At 68.7% G+C, this 17,116-nt stretch carries 14 protein-coding genes; 8 read left to right on the top strand and 6 right to left on the bottom strand.

Translation table 11 applies throughout. From position 1 onward, the window contains the following. Positions 1-12: 12 nt before the first annotated feature. Genes PHZ_RS05375 through hsdR form a run of 3 tightly spaced genes read right to left on the bottom strand, consistent with a single transcriptional unit; the run spans position 13 to position 4,486 of the window. A complete protein-coding gene (locus PHZ_RS05375) occupies positions 13-1,470 on the bottom strand; it encodes a type I restriction-modification system subunit M (protein ID WP_012521543.1) in 1,458 nt (485 codons plus the stop codon). Further along, positions 1,467-2,042, bottom strand: a complete 576-nt coding sequence (locus PHZ_RS22570; protein WP_187149100.1) for an 8-oxoguanine DNA glycosylase OGG fold protein — start codon at positions 2,040-2,042, stop codon at positions 1,467-1,469. The genes PHZ_RS05375 and PHZ_RS22570 overlap by 4 nt, the downstream gene beginning before the upstream one ends. Further along, the gene (gene hsdR, locus PHZ_RS05385) at positions 2,039-4,486 is read right to left on the bottom strand and encodes an EcoAI/FtnUII family type I restriction enzme subunit R (RefSeq protein ID WP_012521544.1); all 2,448 of its coding nucleotides are present in this window, start codon (positions 4,484-4,486) and stop codon (positions 2,039-2,041) included. The genes PHZ_RS22570 and hsdR overlap by 4 nt, the downstream gene beginning before the upstream one ends. Positions 4,487-4,852: 366 nt before the next feature. On the opposite strand from hsdR, the gene recA reads away from it, so the two are divergent. From recA to alaS, 3 genes are all read left to right on the top strand, one after another. Continuing rightward, a complete protein-coding gene (recA, locus tag PHZ_RS05390; RefSeq protein ID WP_012521545.1) occupies positions 4,853-5,938 on the top strand; it encodes a recombinase RecA in 1,086 nt (361 codons plus the stop codon). Between the two features lie 370 nt (positions 5,939-6,308). Then, a complete protein-coding gene (locus PHZ_RS05395; protein WP_049758145.1) occupies positions 6,309-7,091 on the top strand; it encodes a methyltransferase in 783 nt (260 codons plus the stop codon). A 126-nt stretch (positions 7,092-7,217) separates the two neighbouring features. Further along, positions 7,218-9,860 carry an alanine--tRNA ligase gene (gene alaS / locus PHZ_RS05400; protein ID WP_012521547.1) on the top strand — a complete coding sequence of 881 codons (2,643 nt, stop codon included), beginning with the start codon at positions 7,218-7,220 and terminating at the stop codon, positions 9,858-9,860. Here the strand turns inward: alaS and PHZ_RS05405 are convergent. The 3 genes from PHZ_RS05405 to bla all read right to left on the bottom strand — a co-directional run bounded on the left by PHZ_RS05405 (position 9,857) and on the right by bla (position 12,725). Continuing rightward, positions 9,857-10,240: a VOC family protein gene (locus tag PHZ_RS05405; protein WP_012521548.1), complete on the bottom strand. Its 384-nt coding sequence runs from the start codon at positions 10,238-10,240 to the stop codon at positions 9,857-9,859. The genes alaS and PHZ_RS05405 overlap by 4 nt on opposite strands. A gap of 125 nt (positions 10,241-10,365) precedes the next feature. Continuing rightward, positions 10,366-11,580 (bottom strand): NADP-dependent isocitrate dehydrogenase, encoded by a 1,215-nt coding sequence (locus PHZ_RS05410; protein WP_012521549.1) that lies wholly within the window; start codon positions 11,578-11,580, stop codon positions 10,366-10,368. Between the two features lie 86 nt (positions 11,581-11,666). Then, entirely contained in the window at positions 11,667-12,725 is a 1,059-nt protein-coding gene (bla, locus tag PHZ_RS05415; RefSeq protein WP_012521550.1) for a class A beta-lactamase, read from the bottom strand. Here bla and PHZ_RS05420 point away from each other — a divergent pair. From PHZ_RS05420 to PHZ_RS05440, 5 genes are all read left to right on the top strand, one after another. Next, positions 12,724-13,509, top strand: a complete 786-nt coding sequence (locus PHZ_RS05420) for an RNA methyltransferase (RefSeq protein WP_012521551.1) — start codon at positions 12,724-12,726, stop codon at positions 13,507-13,509. The genes bla and PHZ_RS05420 overlap by 2 nt on opposite strands. Then, complete coding sequence (locus PHZ_RS05425) at positions 13,506-14,591, top strand: NAD(P)H-dependent flavin oxidoreductase (protein WP_012521552.1); 1,086 nt, start codon at positions 13,506-13,508, stop codon at positions 14,589-14,591. The genes PHZ_RS05420 and PHZ_RS05425 overlap by 4 nt, the downstream gene beginning before the upstream one ends. Continuing rightward, positions 14,588-15,832, top strand: a complete 1,245-nt coding sequence (locus PHZ_RS05430) for a DUF1254 domain-containing protein (RefSeq protein WP_041373240.1) — start codon at positions 14,588-14,590, stop codon at positions 15,830-15,832. Before PHZ_RS05425 ends, PHZ_RS05430 begins: the two co-directional genes overlap by 4 nt. 149 nt (positions 15,833-15,981) lie before the next feature. Beyond that, positions 15,982-16,599 (top strand): 30S ribosomal protein S4, encoded by a 618-nt coding sequence (gene rpsD, locus PHZ_RS05435; RefSeq protein WP_012521554.1) that lies wholly within the window; start codon positions 15,982-15,984, stop codon positions 16,597-16,599. 85 nt (positions 16,600-16,684) lie between these two features. Further along, positions 16,685-17,053, top strand: coding sequence for a hypothetical protein (locus PHZ_RS05440; protein ID WP_012521555.1), 369 nt, complete (start codon positions 16,685-16,687; stop codon positions 17,051-17,053). Positions 17,054-17,116 lie beyond the last annotated feature (63 nt).

Below are 17,116 nucleotides of genomic sequence, written 5' to 3' on the forward strand. Positions count from 1 at the left end.
GCCGCTCCGCGTTCATCGCGCGAGCGCCTCGGCCAGGATCGACTTCAGCTGGTCGCGCAGGCCAGCAGCCTTCGCTTCTGCCGCGCGCAGCTCGGCCAACAGCTCAGCGGGGTCGCCATGGTCCTCCTCGACGGTGTGCGGGTTCTTGATGTCGAGGTTGTAGTTGCGCGCCTTCACCGCCTCGGCGGTCACGCGCCAAGCCTGCGGCCCTTCCTGCCGTGCCTCACGCGCTGTGCCGCCCCACCAGGCGACGCAGTCGGCGAAGTGCTCAAGCCGGATGGGCTTGGTCATGGAATAGGCCTTCTGGCCCTCGGGGACCCGATGCTCCCAATACCAAGTCTCCTCCGTCGGCTGCCCCTTCTCGAAGAACAAGAGGTTGGTGCCGATGGAGGCGTAGGGCTTGAAGACCGAGTTGGGGAGCCGGACGATGGTGTGGAGGTTGCACTCCTCCATCAGGTGCTCCTTGAGCCGGGTCTTCATGCCCTCGCCGAAGAGTGTGCCGTCGGGCAGCACCACCGCCGCGCGGCCGCCCGGCTTCAGGAGACGGACGATTAGCGCCAGGAAGAGGTCGGCCGTCTCGCGCGTGCGGAAGTGGGCCGGGAAGTTGGTCTCGATGCCGTCCTCTTCCTGGCCGCCGAACGGCGGGTTGGTAAGGACGATGTCGACGCGGTCGGACTGACCCCAGCTGATGTAGGGCCGCGCGAGGGTGTTGTCGTGGCGCAGGAAGCTGGGATCCTCGACCCCATGCAGCAGCATGTTGGTGACCGCCAGCATGTGCGGTAGCGGCTTTTTCTCCACCGCGCGAAGCGAGGCCTGCATTAAGGCCTCGTCTTCCGGCCGCTTCACATAGCGCTCGCGCATGTGGCGCATCGCGCAGGTGAGGAAGCCGCCGGTGCCGCAGGCTGGGTCGAAGAGGATCTCGCCTGGCTTCGGGTCGATCCGGTCCGTCATGAACGCCGTGACGGCGCGGGGCGTGTAGTACTCGCCTGCGTTGCCAGCGCTCTGCAGGTCGTTGAGAAGCTGCTCGTAGATGTCTCCAAAGTGCTGGCGCTCGGACAGGTCATTGAAGTCGACATCGTCGATCTTGTTGACCACCTTCCGCAGCTGGTGGCCGGACTTCATGTAGTTGTAGGCGTCCTCGAAGACGCTGCGGACCACGATGGCGCGGTGGCGCCGCGGACCGGTGATGGGCAGGTTCTTGAGGGCTGGAAACAGCTCGTTGTTGATGAAGCTCAGCAGCGCGTCGCCGGTCATGCCTTCCCGATCAGCGGCCCAGTTTCGCCACTGGAACTCGTCCGGCACAGGCGACTCGTATCCCGGCTGGACCAACTCCAGCTCCTGGTCCTGGTCGTCGATGATCTTGAGGAAGAACATCCAGCAGAGCTGGCTGATGCGCTGGGCATCGCCGTCGACGCCGGCATCCTTGCGCATCTCGTCCTGGATGGATTTGACGATAGTGCGAACGCTCATGACTCAAGACCTATAATGTCAGCGTACAGTGCAGCCTCGATGTCGGCGACGTACCACTGGCCGTTCGGGCGGATGGGACACAGCACGCCCACGCCGGCAAGGTGCGCCGCTGCTCCATGGCAGGCCTGAAGAAGATTCGCATAGCCCTGCACGTTCAGGCGGAAGCCCGTCGCGCGGCTGATAACGCTGTCCAATATGGCCGCGGACTGAGGCCGCATGAAACGCAGGAACTTCGAGGCAAACGCCGGGCGACCTAGGCCGCGAAGCCGGTTGATGGCGCGCAACGCGGCCACTGGATCATCGCGCTCAAGCTTCTCATGCGCACAACTGAACGCGTTCCGAATGTCATCGTCGGGATTGGAAGCCGCTACCCGCACAGCGATGCCGTAGTACCCGCCCCATCGACACACTTGGCGAAGAAATCTCCTCGTTCCTCGGAAGTCGTCTCCGGCGAGCTGTGCCGCCGCCGCCTCAAGAGAGTCAGAGTCCAGGAACTCACGCCGGTGCCGCTGTAGACGGTCGATGAATGCGTGGTCGGCAAGTTCACGCGCTCCGAACCACGGCATCGTCAACCGACGTCCTGGTAGAGCGCGTCCTGCAAATCGTGGACGGCGCGATCGAAACCCTGTTTGCCGCCAAATGCCCGGATGAGCTGGACGACGCTGCCCATTTGGGTGAATGGCGGGATCCGCAGGACGCTGGGGTCGTCCAGGTTGAGCACGCCTTCGTCGGCGTACTTCGCCAGGAGCCCATCCAGTACGGCGCGCGCCTGCGGCCCGTATTTCGTGAAGACGTCCCGCTTCTTGACGCCTTCGGCTCGCTCGCGCCGGGTGAGCGGCTTGGCGTCGAAGGCGACGTGGCAGATGAGATCGAAGGGGTCGAGGTCCTTGCCCAGCTCGTGTCCCACGACGTCCAGCGGCAGCCCCTCGGCCTCCAGCTCGTCGACGATGGCCTGCTTGCGCGCCTCCGTGTTCCAGCGCTTCAGGAACTCATCCAGGCTCGCGTAGCGCTTGCGAAGGGCCGTTTTGGTGTAGTCGCGGAGAGATTCGGTGACGAGCTTGCCGTTTGCGTCGAGATACTCGACGCGCTCCGCGATGATATGCGCTCCGACGCCGTCGACGTAGACCTTGCGGACGGGATCGCCGCCACCCTTACCCGTGTTCCAGGGATCGCGGATGATCACCCCGGGATCGCCCGTGAACTCCTCGCCCTCCTCGCTGATCTCCCCGCCTGGCGGCAGGTCGTCAGGAGGCGAGACTGGCTGTCCAGGGCCCGGCTCGTAGATTTGGACGGGATCGCCGTCGAACTCGGGATCGGCGAAATGATCCGTGGCGCCCCGGAAGTCCATGAGCGTGAAGTAGAATTTGCGGGCGTCCTCGTTCACACGAGTGCCGCGGCCGACGATCTGCTTGAATTCCGTCATCGAGCCTACGGCGCGGTCCAGCACGATCAGGCGGCAGGTCTGGGCATCCACGCCGGTTGAGAGCAGACGCGAGGTCGTGACGATCACCGGATAGCGCGACTCGGGATCGATGAAGTTGCCCAGCTGGTCGAGGCCGTCCTTGTCGCTGCCGGTGATCCGCATGACGTAACGGTGATTGGCGTCGCACAGGTCCTTGTTCTCGTTGACGAGGGCTTGACGCATGCGAGCCGCGTGCTCCTCGTCGACGCAGAAGACGATGGTCTTCTGGAAGCGATCGCCGCTCTCCTTCAGGAACTCGGTGACCTTGGCCGCGACCAGCTTGGTCCGGTCGTCCAGCACCAGAGTTCGGTCGAAGTCCCGGCGATTGTAGATTCGGTCCTCGATCTCGTTTCCGTCGCGGTCGACCTGACCCTTCTCGGGCCGGTAGCCTTCGACGTCACGGTCGATGTGGACCTTGATCACCTTGTAGGGAGCGAGGAAGCCGTCGGCGATGCCTTGGCGCAGGGAGTAGGTGTAGACCGGCTCGCCGAAGTAGGCGCTGTTCGAGACGTAGGTCGTCTCCTTGGGCGTGGCGGTCAGGCCGATCTGGGTGGCGCCCGAGAAGTGCTCCAGGATTTCGCGCCAGGCCGCATCGTCGGCTGCGCTGCCTCTATGACACTCGTCGATCACGATCAGATCGAAGAAGCCGGGGGAGAAGTCCTTGAAGATCTTCTGCCGCTCCTCGGGTCCGGTGATCGCCTGATAGAGGCCGAGGTAGATTTCGAAAGCCGTGTCGACGCGACGGCGCTTGTCCATCGCGAGCGTGAGATCGACCTCGGTGCCGTCCGCACGCTCGATGGTCTTGGACTTGGTGGACAGCTTGGCCATCGCCGGCCCGAATGGGCGGAAGTCGTTAACCATGGTCTGATCGACCAGGATGTTCCGGTCGGCCAGGAAAAGGATCCGCTTCTTCTGGCCGGCCTTCCACAGCCGCCAGATGATCTGGAAGGCGGTGTAGGTCTTGCCCGTGCCGGTCGCCATCACGAGCAGTACGCGGTCGCGGCCCTTGGCGATGGCTTCGACGGCCGCGTTGACCGCATTGACCTGATAGTAGCGAGGAGCCTTGCCGCTCCCGTCGTCGAAGTAGTCCTGAAGGACGACCTCCTCGGCCTCCGGCGTCAGCCCTTTCCAGGCGCAGTAGCGCCTCCAAAGTTCGGCTCGCGTCGGGAAGGCGTCCAGCGCGACGTCAGTTTCCTTCTGGTCGGCGGCGCCCGTGCGGTCATGGAAGACGAAGCCATCGCCATTGGAAGAGAAGGCGAACGGCAGGTTCAGGATGTCGGCGTACTCCAGCGCCTGTTGCATCCCGTCGCCGACGGCGTGCCGGTTGTCCTTGGCCTCGATGATGCCGATCGGAACGTTCGGCTTGATGTAGAGGATGTAGTCGGCGCGTTTGGCCTTGCCCCGGGAGACGAGCTTACCGCGAACCGTGATGCGGCCCTTGGTGAAGGAGACTTCCTCAAGGAACTGAGTCTGCTCATCCCACCCGGCGCGACGCAGCGCAGGCGTGATGAACTTCGTGCAGATGTCGCGCTCCGACAGCGCGCGCTTATCCACCGCGGCCGTCCGTCATCGATGCAGAACTGCAGCTGGTGATCAAAGCACTCCCCCGCCGCGACTTCAGCGCGAGCGGAGCCATGTCGTCAACCGGCAGCCGTTGGGCGCGCTGCGTCGCCGCTTGGCGGCGGAAGCGGAATCCTCGCGGAGGAGAGTTCTCGTCGAGCCAGCGACAGTTCGTAGCGGCCAGTGACGAATCCCAGCCGCCAGAGGACAAATCGAAATAGCCATCCCAGCGAGGGCGTTCCGCGCCGCTCGCGAAGAACATCTTGCGAACCTGGAACAAAGGAGGTACGCATGAGTCCTCGGCGACGGCGTGAGTTCGACGGCCGGGTTGGCGGAATCGTGGGATAGAGGGCGCTGGATATGACTCAGTCGGCGTTGAGGCTCGTGGGCAAGGAAGACGGAGAAAAGCAGCGCGCGCTCGAGGCGGCGCTGGCGCAGATCGATCGGGCCTTCGGCAAGGGCTCGGTGATGAAGCTGGGCGACAAGGGCAAGATCGTCGAGATCGAGTCCGTGTCGACGGGCTCGCTCGGCCTCGACATGGCGCTGGGCATCGGCGGCCTGCCCAAGGGCCGCATCGTCGAAATCTATGGGCCGGAAAGCTCGGGCAAGACGACGCTCGCCCTGCACGTGGTGGCCGAGGTGCAGAAGGCCGGCGGCACCGCCGCCTTCGTGGACGCCGAGCACGCGCTCGACCCGTCCTACGCCCACAAGCTGGGCGTGAACCTGGACGACCTGCTGGTCGCCCAGCCCGACACCGGCGAGCAGGCGCTGGAGATCACCGACACCCTGGTGCGCTCGAACGCCGTGGACGTGATCGTGGTCGACTCGGTGGCGGCGCTGACGCCGCGGGCCGAGATCGAGGGCGAGATGGGCGACAGCCTTCCGGGCCTGCAGGCGCGCCTGATGAGCCAGGCGCTGCGCAAGCTCACCGCCTCCATCTCCAAGGCCAAGACGCTGGTCATCTTCATCAACCAGATCCGTATGAAGATCGGGGTGATGTACGGCTCGCCCGAGACCACCACGGGCGGCAACGCGCTGAAGTTCTACGCCTCGGTGCGCCTCGACATCCGCCGCACCGGCTCGGTCAAGCAACGCGACGAGATCGTCGGCAACAACGTCCGGGTGAAGGTGGTCAAGAACAAGGTCGCCCCGCCGTTCCGCGAGGTCGAGTTCGACATCATGTACGGCGAGGGGATCTCCAAGCTGGGCGAGATCATCGACCTCGGCGTCAAGGCCGGCGTCGTCGAGAAGGCGGGCTCCTGGTTCTCGTTCAACTCCCAGCGCATCGGCCAGGGCCGCGACAATGTGCGCGAGTTCCTGAAGCAGAACCCCGACATCGCCGAGCAGATCGAGGCCAAGGTCCGCGGCGCCAAGTCGGCGATCGAGGAAGAGCTGCTGGTCGGCCCGTCCGAGGGCGAGGGCGACGAGGCCGACGGCTCGCTCTGAGCCAGGGCCGGAAAGACTCCTCTGGACCTGCGCCGCGCCGGCGGCGGGCCTCCCCGCCAACCCGGTCCGCCGCCTCCACCCTGCGCGCAGGCGCAAGCCACAGAGGCGAGGACGCCTGGGGGCCGCCCCCCAGGCGTCCTTTTTCGTTCCCGGCCATGCGCGAGCCGCGGGTGCAGCGAAAGCCCAGCTTGCGCGTTCCAGCCCGGCACAACCGGGCGGACCCTTGTTTCAGACTCAGTCGGACCACGCGCTTCTCGCCCTCCTCGGGGCTCTGGACCAGAGGGGCTACGACTTCGTCACGCCCCTCAACCCGACCTCCTGGCGGACACATCGCCGTCGCCGGCCTCTAGGCGAGCGCAACCTTCGGGACGTGCTGGGATGGGGGCTGCCCTTCCCGAGCGGCGCCATCGACGGCGAGATCGAGGCTCTGCTGGCGGAGGCCGGGGCGCTGCGTGAGGAAGAGGGCGGCTATCGCTCCACCCTTCGCGTATCGCGGCTCGCCGGGACGCTCTTCCTCCACTCGGCCCTCGGTTCGCGCGAGCCCGGCAAGGTGTTCCTCGGTCCCGACAGCTACCGATTCGCGGAATTCCTGCGCGTGGAGCTGACCGGCAAGGCCGCGGCGCGGAAGGTGGTCGAAATCGGCGCGGGGGCCGGGGTCGGCGGAGTGGTCGCGGCCCGGCTCGGCGGTGCGGAGCTGGTCCAGCTCGGCGACGTGAACGAGTGCGCCCTGCGCCTGGCGCGGATCAACGCCGCGCACGCCGGCGTCACCGCCGCCGCCGTGCGGTCCGACGGCCTCTCCGACTTGGACCCCGACGCGGACCTCGTCGTCGCCAATCCGCCCTTCATCGCGGCGAGCGGACTCACCCACAGCGATGGCGGCGACCGGCATGGCACGGCCATCGCGCTTCGGTGGGCGGACGAGGCCATGAGCCGCCTGCCGCCGGGCGGACGCCTGCTGCTCTACACCGGTGCGCCCATGGTGGAGGGAACGGACATCCTGCTGGCCGGCCTGCGCAGGCACGCGCGCGAGCGGGCCTGCCGGCTGGGCTACCGCGAACTCGATCCGGACATCTTCGCCTCCGAGCTGCGCCGCGAGGTCTATGCGGACGTGGAGCGGATCGCAGCCGTCGGCGCTGTCGTGGAGAAGCTCTGACGCGAAGAAGCTCTGAGCGCGGATCTGCGCCGGTTCCCACGCTTTCCCTTCACCCCCGTCTTCGCGTAAACGGACGCGGCCCCCACATGAGGGGGCCGAAGTCCCCGTTCCGCAAGACGAGACCACATGGCGAGCCTGAACGAGATCCGCACGCACTTCCTGGACTTCTTCCAGCGCAAGGAGCACGCCGTGGTCCCCTCGGCTCCGCTCGTGCCGCAGAACGATCCCACGCTGCTGTTCGTCAACGCCGGGATGGTGCCCTTCAAGAACTACTTCACCGGCGCCGAGGCCTCGCCGTGGCCGCGCGCGGCCAGCTCGCAGAAGTCGGTCCGGGCGGGCGGCAAGCACAACGACCTCGACAACGTCGGCTACACCGCGCGCCACCACACCTTCTTCGAGATGCTGGGGAACTTCTCGTTCGGCGACTATTTCAAGGAGCGCGCGATCAGCCACGCCTGGGAGCTGCTGACCAAGGAGTGGGCGCTGCCGGTCGAGAAGCTGATGGTCACGGTGTACCACACCGACGACGAGGCCGCGGCCCTGTGGAAGAAGATCGCCGGCCTGCCCGACCACAAGATCGTCCGCATCCCGACCAGCGACAATTTCTGGTCGATGGGTGACACCGGCCCCTGCGGTCCCTGCTCGGAGATCTTCTACGACCACGGGGAGCACATCCCCGGCGGCCCGCCCGGCAGCCCGGACGAGGACGGCGACCGCTTCGTCGAGATCTGGAACCTCGTCTTCATGCAGTTCGAGCAGTTCGCCGACGGCACGCGCGCCGACCTGCCCAAGCCCTCGATCGACACCGGCATGGGCCTGGAGCGGATCGCCGCCGTGCTGCAGGGCGTGCACGACAACTATGACGTCGACCTGTTCAAGGACCTGATCGCCTCGACCAAGGCGCAGCTGCGCGCCGAGGGCTCGGACACCACGCCCTCTCACCGGGTGATCGCCGACCACCTGCGTTCGTCCAGCTTCCTGATCGCCGACGGGGTCCTGCCCTCGAACGAGGGCCGCGGCTACGTGCTGCGCCGGATCATGCGCCGGGCCATGCGCCACGCCCACCTGCTGGGCGCGGACGAGCCCCTGATGCACCGCGTCGCCCCGACGCTCGTGAACCTGATGGGCGAGGCCTATCCCGAGCTGCGCCGGGCCGAGCCCGCCATCGTCGAGACCCTGCGCCAGGAGGAGGAGCGGTTCCGCCGCACGCTCGGCCGCGGCATGACGCTGCTGGAGGAGGCGACGGCCGGCCTGAAGGACGGCGACGTGCTCTCGGGCGAGACCGCGTTCAAGCTCTACGACACCTACGGCTTCCCGCTGGACCTGACCCAGGACGCCGTCCGGGCCAAGGGCTTGACGGTGAACCTCGACGAGTTCGAGCAGGCGATGGCCCGCCAGCGCGAGATGGCGCGCGAGAACTGGGTGGGCTCGGGCCAGGTGGCCGCGGCGGCCGAATGGTTCTCGATCCGCGACCGCCTGGGGCCGAGCGACTTCACCGGCTACGACAACACCGAGGCCACCGGCGAGCTGCTGGTGCTGGTGTCGGAAGGCCAGGAGATCGAGCGCGCCGGCGCCGGCCAGCGGGTGCAGGCGCTGTTCGACCGCACGCCCTTCTACGCCGAGAGCGGCGGCCAGGCGGGCGACCAGGGCGAGGTCGAGTGGCAGGGCGGCCGCGCCCGCGTCACCGACGTCCAGAAACAGGCCGGCGATTTGCACGTCCACGACCTGGAGATCCTGGAGGGCGAGCTGGTCCCCGGCGCACGCGTGCGCCTGGCGGTGGACGCCGAGCGCCGCGCCAGCACCCGCTCGAACCACTCGGCCACCCACCTGCTGCACGCGGCCCTGCGCAACGTGCTGGGCAAGCACGTGACCCAGAAGGGCCAGATGGTCGACGGCGAGCGGATCCGCTTCGACTTCAGCCACGGCCAGCCGCTGACCGCCGAGGAGATAGAGCGCATCGAGGCCGAGGTGAACGCCGTCGTGCGCCAGAACCTGCCGGCGCAGACCAAGAACATGCGCCCGCAGGAGGCCATCGATGCCGGAGCCATGGCGCTGTTCGGCGAGAAGTACGGCGACTCGGTTCGCGTCCTCACGCTGGGCCGGGCCCTGGACGGCGAGGGCGACTACTCGGTCGAGCTGTGCGGCGGCACCCATGTCGCGCGCACCGGCGACATCGCGCTGTTCAAGATCGTCTCCGAGCAGGGCGTGGCCGCGGGGGTCCGGCGGATCGAGGCGCTGACCGGGGAGGCGGCGCGCCGCTACCTGCTGGAGCAGGCGTCGGTGGCCAAGTCGCTGGCCGAGCAGTTCAAGGTCCCGGTCTCGGAAGTCTCCGCCCGGATCGAGGCCCTGCAGGCCCAGGCCCGCAAGCTCGAGAAGGAGCTGGCCGACGCCAAGCGGCAGCTCGCCATGGGCGGCGGCGGCGGAGCCGCGGCGGGTCCGGAGGAGATCGGCGGGGTCAAGGTCATGGCCCGGGTCATGGAGGGCGTCGGCGGCAAGGACCTGCGGCCCATCGCCGAGGAGTTCAAGAAGCAGCTCCCCGACGGCGTCATCGCGCTGGTGGGCGTGGCCGACGGCAAGGCTGCGGTGACGGTGGCGGTCACCGGCTCTGCCACGGCGAAGTTCAACGCCGCGGAGCTCGCCAAGGCGGCCGTTCTGGCCATGGGCGGCCAAGGCGCCGGCGGCCGACCCGACTTCGCCCAGGGCGGAGCCCCGGACGCCAGCAAGGCCGCCGAGGGCCTCGCCGCCGTGAAGGCGTTGCTCGGCGCCTAGTCCATCAGGAAGGCGCAGAGCTTGTTGCCAACCGGATCGCGGAAGTAGGCGGCATAGAAGCCGCTGGTGGCGTCGCTCGGCCGATAGCCCGGCGGGCCTTCGCACGTGCCGCCGTTGGCGAGCGCGGCGGCGTGGGCCGCCTGGATCTGCTCCTTCGAGCTCGCCAGGAACGACAGCATGTTCCCGTTGCCCGCCCGCGGCTCCTTGCCGTCGTAGGGCTTGCAGATCCCGAGGATCGCATCCTTTCCCTTCGGCCCGTACATTACCCAGCCGGGGAAGGGCCGGGAGGCCTCGTAGCCGAGCGCGCCGAGCGTCGGATCGAAGAATTTAGTCGCCTCTTCAGGGTCGTGGGCGCCGAGGGTCACATAGCCGAGGGTCATGGTCGTTCTCCCGTTCTCGTCGGCGCGATGTTACCGAACAAATAGGGAACAACAATAGCCGAACAGCAAGACGCCCGCCGCGGCGGGGCCGGGCGGGCGTCTCGACGTGCCATGGTGGCTGTGGTTTAGGCCGCCAGCGCCTTCTCGAGGTTCGCCGCCACCTTGTCGATGAAGCCCTCGGTGGTCAGCCAGCCCTGGGTGTCGCCGACCAGCAGCGCCAGGTCCTTGGTCATCGAACCGCTCTCGACGGTGGAGACGCAGACCTGCTCCAGGGTCTTGGCGAAGCGCGCCAGGTCCTCGTTGCCGTCCAGCTTGGCCCGGTGCTCCAGGCCGCGGGTCCAGGCGAAGATCGAGGCGATCGAGTTGGTCGAGGTGCTCTCGCCGCGCTGGTGCTGGCGGTAGTGGCGGGTGACCGTGCCGTGGGCGGCCTCGGCCTCCAGCGTCCGGCCGTCCGGCGTCACCAGCACCGAGGTCATCAGGCCCAGCGAGCCGAAGCCCTGGGCGACCTGGTCCGACTGCACGTCGCCGTCGTAGTTCTTGCAGGCCCAGATGAAGGCGCCCGACCACTTCAGGGCCGAGGCGACCATGTCGTCGATCAGGCGGTGCTCGTAGACGAGACCGGCTTCCTTGTACTTCGCGGCGTACTCGGCCTCGAAGATCTCGGCGAAGATGTCCTTGAAGCGCCCGTCGTAGGCCTTGAGGATGGTGTTCTTCGTCGACAGGTAGACCGGATACTTGCGGTTCAGGCCGTAGGCGAAGCAGGCGTGGGCGAACTCGCGGATCGAGGAATCCAGGTTGTACATGCCCATGGCGACGCCGCCGCCGGGGAAATCGAACACGTCGTGCTCGATCCTCTGGCCGTCCTCGCCTTCCCAGCTGATCTTCAGCTTGCCCTTGCCGGGCACGACGAAGTCGGTGGCCTTGTACTGGTCGCCGAAGGCGTGGCGGCCGACGATGATCGGCTGGGTCCAGCCGGGGATCAGGCGCGGCACGTTGCGGCAGATGATCGGCTCGCGGAAGACGACCCCGCCCAGGATGTTGCGGATCGTGCCGTTCGGCGACTTCCACATCTTCTTGAGCTTGAATTCCTCCACCCGGGCCTCGTCCGGGGTGATGGTCGCGCACTTGATGCCGACGCCGTGCTTCTTGATGGCCTCGGCCGCCTCGACCGTCACCTTGTCGTCCGTCGCATCGCGATGCTCGATGCCGAGGTCGTAGTACTCGATCGGCAGGTCGACGAACGGGAAGATCAGCTTGTCCTTGATGAGCTTCCAGATGATGCGGGTCATCTCGTCCCCGTCGAGGTCGACGACAGGGTTGGCGACTTTGATCTTGGCCATGAGGGGGAAGCGCTCCGGGCGGTGTACGTCGTTGAGGGGGCCGTATAGCCGCCGAGCGACGCCGACGCAAAGGCCGTGGGGCGCGACTATCCGACCCCGCGCACGGCGATCCGCGCCGCGTCGGCGAAGATGGCCTCCCGGGCGGCGCGGTCCAGCGTCGATCCGGCGAGGAAGACGGCCAGGGCGTACGACCGCTTGTCGGGCAGGGTGAAGATGCCGACGTCGTTGATGGCGACGTTGAGGCCGAGGTCGGTCCGCGCCGTGCCGGTCTTGTGCGCCAGGATCGCCCCGTCGGGCAGGCCCGCCTTCAGCCGCCGCGCGCCGGTCGGCGTGTCGGTCATCAGCTGGAGCAGCAGCAGCGTCGACATGGGGCTGAGCAGCTCGTTGGCGTTCAGCCGGCTCAGGAACTCGAGCATTCCCCGCGGTGTGGCCGTGTCGCGGGGATCGGCGAGGTAGGCGCGCATCGCGCTCATCCGGGCCGTCTGCGGGCGCGCCGCCAGCGCCGTGGAGAACGCCGCCTCGGTCCGCCAGCTCGGCCGGAATGAGGGCAGGCCGTGGGCTTCGGTCTGCAACTGGCGCTCATAGCGGTCGACGCGGATCTCCTCGATCCGGCGCGCCTGCAGCCAGGCGTCTACCGCGCCGGGGCCGCCGATCCGCTTCATCAGCACGTCGGCGGCGGTGTTGTCGCTGACAGACACCGCCGCGGTCAGCAGCTCGCGGGCCGTGTAGTCCCGCCGAGCGGGCCAGGCCTCGGCGATCGGCGAGTAGGGCGGGGAGAGCTGTTCCTCGGTGAGGCTGTGCCGCTCGTCCAGGGGCAGCCGGCCGGCGTCGGCCTCGGAGAGCACCGCCGCGCCGAGCAGCATCTTGAAGACGCTCTGCATCGGGAACCGCCGGTCGCCGGCCAGCGTGAAGGCCTCGCCGCTTTCCAGGTTCATCAGCCCGACGCCCAGCGCCCCGGGGCGGGCCCGCCGGGCCAGCTCGGCCATCTCCTCGTTCAGCCGGTCCATCCGCAGCCTGGGCGTCACCGAGGCGGTGAGCGGCTCGCCGGATCCGCAGGCGGCCAGCAGCGTGGCCCCGCCTGCGGCCAGCAGGCCCCGGCGGCAAAGGGTTGCGTTCGTGCGGCGGGGCTTCTCTAAACGCGGCATGTCCGAAGTTTCGTATCCTGCGCCTGTCATTATCCTGAACACGCCCCAGTTGGCGGAAAACATCGGGGCCGTGGCGCGGGTCATGGCCAACTTCGGCCTGTCGGACCTGCGCCTGGTGAATCCGCGGGACGGCTGGCCCCTTGAACGCGCCTGGGCCTCGGCTTCCGGCGCGGACTGGCCGCTGAACGCCGCCCGGGTCTACGACAGCGTGGCGGCCGCGATCGCAGACCTGCAGCTCATCTATGCGACCACGGCCCGGCCGCGGGAGCTGCAGCTTCCCGTGCTGACGCCCCGCCGGGCGGCGGGCGATCTGCACGCCGCCGCGGCCGCCGGCCAGCGGGTCGGTCTTCTGTTCGGGGGGGAGCGGGCCGGGCTTGAGACCCAGGACATCGCGCTGTGCCAGGCGGTGGTGACCATTCCCATCGATCCGCGCTTCCGCTCCCTCAACCTCGCCCAGGCCGTCGCCATCAACGCCTACGAGTGGCGGGCGACCGCGGCCGACCGCCCTCCGCCGAACTTCCGCGAGGGGCCGCCGCCGGCCACGGGCGAGGCGCTGCTGGGCTTCTACGAGCACCTGGAACGCGAACTGGAGACGGCCGGCTTCTTCCACCCGCCGGAGAAGACCCCGAACATGATTCAGAACCTCCGGAGCGCGCTGGGCCGGGCGCGGTTCACGGACCAGGAGGTCCGCACTCTGCGGGGCGTGGTCACCGCCCTGTCCCGCGGACGCGGCAAGGTGCTGGAGAAGATCGCCCGCAAGGGCGCGCCCGAGGGCGACGGATGAACCTGCGCACGCTGCTGGCCGACCTGCCGATCCCGATCCTCCAGGCCCCCATGGTCGGAGCGACGACGGCGGGCATCGCGCTGGCGGTGAGCCGCGCCGGGGGCATGGGCTGGCTGGCGGCGGGGGCCATGGCGGCGGCGGACATCGAGGCCGAGGTCGCCGCGCTGAAGGCCGCGCTCGACGCGCCGTTCGGCGTGAACCTGCTGATGGCGCCCAAGGCTGCGCCCGAGCGGTGGGAGGTGGACGCCGCGCTCGCCCGCCTGGCCCCGTGGTACGAGGAGTTGGGCGCGGCGAGGCCGGCGCTGCCCAACCAGTACGCGCCGGACTTCGACTCCCAGCTGGAGGCGGTGATCCGCTCGGCTCCGCCGGTCGCCTCCTTCACCTTCGACATTCTGACGCGGGATCAGGTGGACGCCCTGCACGGCGCCGGCACCCTGGTGATCGGCACGGCGGCGACCGTCGCCGAGGCGCGCGCGTGGGCGCAGGCCGGCGCCGACGGCGTCTGCGCCCAGGGCTTCGAGGCCGGCGGCCACCGGGGCAATTTCCTGGCGGGGATCGAGGGCAGCCTGGTCGGGACGATGGCGCTGGTGACGACGATCCGCGAGGCGGTGGACCTGCCGGTGATCGCCGCGGGCGGGATCATGGACGGGCGCGGGGTCGCCGCCGCCCTGGCGCTCGGCGCGGACGCGGTCCAGATGGGCACCGCCTTCCTGCTGGCCGACGAGGCGGCGACCGGCGCCACCTGGCGCGGCGCGCTGGCGGCCGCCGCAGACGACCCGACCCGGCTCACGCGCGCCTTCACCGGCCGCTATGCCCGCGGCGTCGAGAACCGCTTCATGCGCGAGATGCACGACGTCCAGGAGGACGTGCCCGCCTATCCCGTGCAGAACCGCCTGACCCAGCCGCTCCGTGCGGCCGCGGACCGGGCGGGCGATCCCGAAATGATGTCCCTGTGGGCCGGGCAGGGGGTGAAGCTCGCGCGGCCGGGCCCGGCGGGCGAGCTGATCCGCCGGTGGTGGGACGAGGCCCGGACCGCCGGGGACGCGGTCGTCCGGCGTACAAGGGGAGAGGAGGGGCCATGACCGACCTGAGAACCGCGGCCCGCGAGGCCTGGATCTACACCCTGCCGCTGGTGGAGGTGGCCACCACGCGGCAGCGGGGCCAGGCCCTGGGTCACCACATGGGCGTCTTCACCCACGTGCGTCACCTGGCCAACCACAAGCACCGGGCGGTGACGACGCCGAACAACGACACGCTCTATTCGACGGCGCAGGTGGACCTCGCCGCCGGGCCGGTGACGATCACCCTGCCGCCGGCGGGCGAGCGGTATCTCTCGCTCGCGCTGATGGACGCCTACACCAACAACTTCGCCATCCTGGGGACGCGGACGACCGGCCCGGACGGCGGGACCTTCCGGCTGGTGGGCCCGGCCGAGGCGGCCGAAGGCTGGAACGTGATCCGCGCGCCGACAAACCACGTCTGGGCCCTGGCGCGAATCCTGGTGGACGGTCCGCACGACCTCGAGGCCGCGCGCGAGGTGCAGGCGGGGCTGTCGATGCAGGGGCCGCCCTGCGCGGCGCCGGGGCCGTACCCTCCGCGGCAGGCGCCTTGGCCGGAGTACTTCGCCGGCGCGGCGGCGCTGCTCGCCGCCAACCCGCCGCCGGTGACCGACCTCGCGATCCTTCGCCGGATCGCCCCCCTGGGGCTGCTGGACGGTTTCGACGCCGGCCGTTTCGGCGAGTCCGAGGCGGTGGAGATCGAGGCCGGCGTCGCCGAGGCCCGCAAGGCCGTGCGCAAGGGCGGCCTCGGCGGCATGGATTTCATCGAGGGCTGGTCCTACCCCAGCGCCCGGCTCGGCGACTTCGACCAGGACTACCTCTACAGGGCCGCCGTCGCGCTCTCGGGCCTCGCCGCCCTGCCGCCCGCCGAGGCGATGTACATGCGCGCCCAGGCGCCCGACGGCCGCTCGCTGTTCGACGGGACGAAGGCCTGGCGGCTGCACTTCCCGGCAAGCGGCCACCTTCCTGTGGACGCGTTCTGGTCGCTCAGCCTCTACGAGGCGACCGAGGACGGGCAGTTCTTCTTTGCCGACAACCCGCTGGACCGGTACGCCATCGGCGATCGAACGCCGGGCCTGAAAGCCAACGAGGACGGTTCGCTGGACATCTGGATCGGCCACGACACCCCCGGCGCAGAGCGGGAGTCCAACTGGCTGCCCGCTCCGGCCGCGCCGTTCGCCCTGTTCATGCGGGCCTACCTGCCCAGGACCGAGCTGCTCGACGGCGGCTACCGGCTGCCGCCCGTGGGCGCCGCCGAAGGTTGACTCCGAGAGGAGAGCCCAGCATATACGCGCCCTTCCAACCGCCGGGGCGACCCGAGCGGTCGGGAGCCTATGACGGGATGATGCGAAGCCGCCGTTGAAATCGCGCCGCCATGACGGCAGCGCCGGCTCGGGTCGATAGAGAGTGCAATATGTCGAAGCGCCATAGCGCCAAGTACAAACTCGACCGCCGGATGGGCGAGAACATCTGGGGTCGCCCGAAGTCCCCGGTCAACAGCCGCGCCTACGGCCCCGGCCAGCACGGCCAGCGCCGCAAGTCCAAGGTCTCGGACTTCGGCCTGCAGCTGCGCGCCAAGCAGAAGCTGAAGGGCTACTACGGCAACATCACCGAGAAGCAGTTCGTCCGCATCTACACGGAAGCTGCGCGCCGCAAGGGCAACACCTCGGAGAACCTGATCGCGCTGCTGGAGTCGCGCCTGGACGCGGTTGTCTATCGCGCCAAGTTCGTGCCGACCCCGTTCGCCGCCCGTCAGTTCGTCAACCACGGCCACGTCCTGGTGAACGGCAAGCGGGTGAACATCCCGTCCTACCGGGTGAAGCCGGGCGACGTGGTCTCGGTGCGCGAGCGTTCGCGCAACATGGCCCTGGTCCTGGAAGCGCTGCAGTCGTCGGAACGCGATACCCCTGACTACATCACCCTGGACGCCAAGGGCATGAGCGCCACCTTCGTCCGCGCGCCGGAACTGGCCGAAGTGCCGTACCCGGTGAAGATGGAGCCGAACCTCGTGGTCGAATTCTACGCGTCGTAAGACGCCGCCGAATTTCCGAAGTTTCGCGAAGGCCCCGGAGAAATCCGGGGCCTTTTGCGTATGATCCCTGCGTATGATCGGGGGAATGAACCGCAGAGTCTTCGTCCTGGCGGCCCTGGCCCTGGCGGGCTGCGCCACCACGCCGCCGCGCATCCTGGCCCCGCAGAGCGCTGCGCTGGCCGAGCTCGAGCCGCTTTACCGCGCGGACGCCGCGCGCGAGGGGCTCACCATCCGCGTCGCCTCGAACGGCTGCACGGCCAAGGCCGATTTCGCGTTCTACGTGGAGCGCAAGGGGGAGGCGGTGACGCTGGCCTTCGGTCGCCGCCGGCTCGACCCCTGCCGGTCGTTCGCGAGGGGACACGTGGATCTCAGCTTCACCTGGCGCGAGCTTGGCCTCGAACGCAGATCCCCTGTGTTCCTGCTCAACCCCCTGCTGGCCTGGACCGGCCCTTAAGTCCCGCCGCTCGACAGCCGGCCGGGCCGATGTATCTTCGGTCGGCGCAACTTCAGGGTGAGG

This window comes from Phenylobacterium zucineum HLK1 (genome assembly GCF_000017265.1).
GTDB classification, from domain to species: domain Bacteria; phylum Pseudomonadota; class Alphaproteobacteria; order Caulobacterales; family Caulobacteraceae; genus Phenylobacterium; species Phenylobacterium zucineum.